The 428-nt window shown below is 33.2% G+C and carries 1 pseudogene; it reads left to right on the plus strand.

The window, feature by feature from the left end:
- Positions 1 to 109: 109 nt before the first annotated feature.
- A pseudogene (locus J7R05_RS09445) lies at positions 110 to 428 on the plus strand (hypothetical protein); the annotation flags it as partial.

Consider the following 428-nt stretch of genomic DNA (forward strand, 5'->3'; position numbering starts at 1 on the left):
AAAGAAAATTGTTTGCTTATCTTTTCAATTTGTCTTGTTAAAAATTACAAATATTCTCAAAGAAAAATAAAAAGTTTATTTTTTCTATGAAATGTTCATTATTAAGATAACTTGCCATGGTTTTGGATTTTCAACCTTTAAATCCACACATTCAGAAATTACTTTAGAACTTACTCATACACTCGATCAAGAACAACCAGTTCGTCTTTCACGCCTCATCCTTAAAAAGGCCGGAAAAAAACACGCAGTTTACGCTTGTATAATTATGTTGAATGGGTTTTGGGTAATGTCCGTACAAAATATGCACCTTTCATACTCCCCTCGTATGATCCCATACGTGGTGCACATTTTATCCAAAATCCCTATCACATCGAAAAATCGCAACAAGTAGCCTTTTTATCAGCTTCCGAAATACCAACAAGTACTAC

It is taken from the genome of Bartonella capreoli (genome assembly GCF_902813205.1).
In the GTDB taxonomy this organism is placed as follows: Bacteria; Pseudomonadota; Alphaproteobacteria; order Rhizobiales; family Rhizobiaceae; genus Bartonella; species Bartonella schoenbuchensis.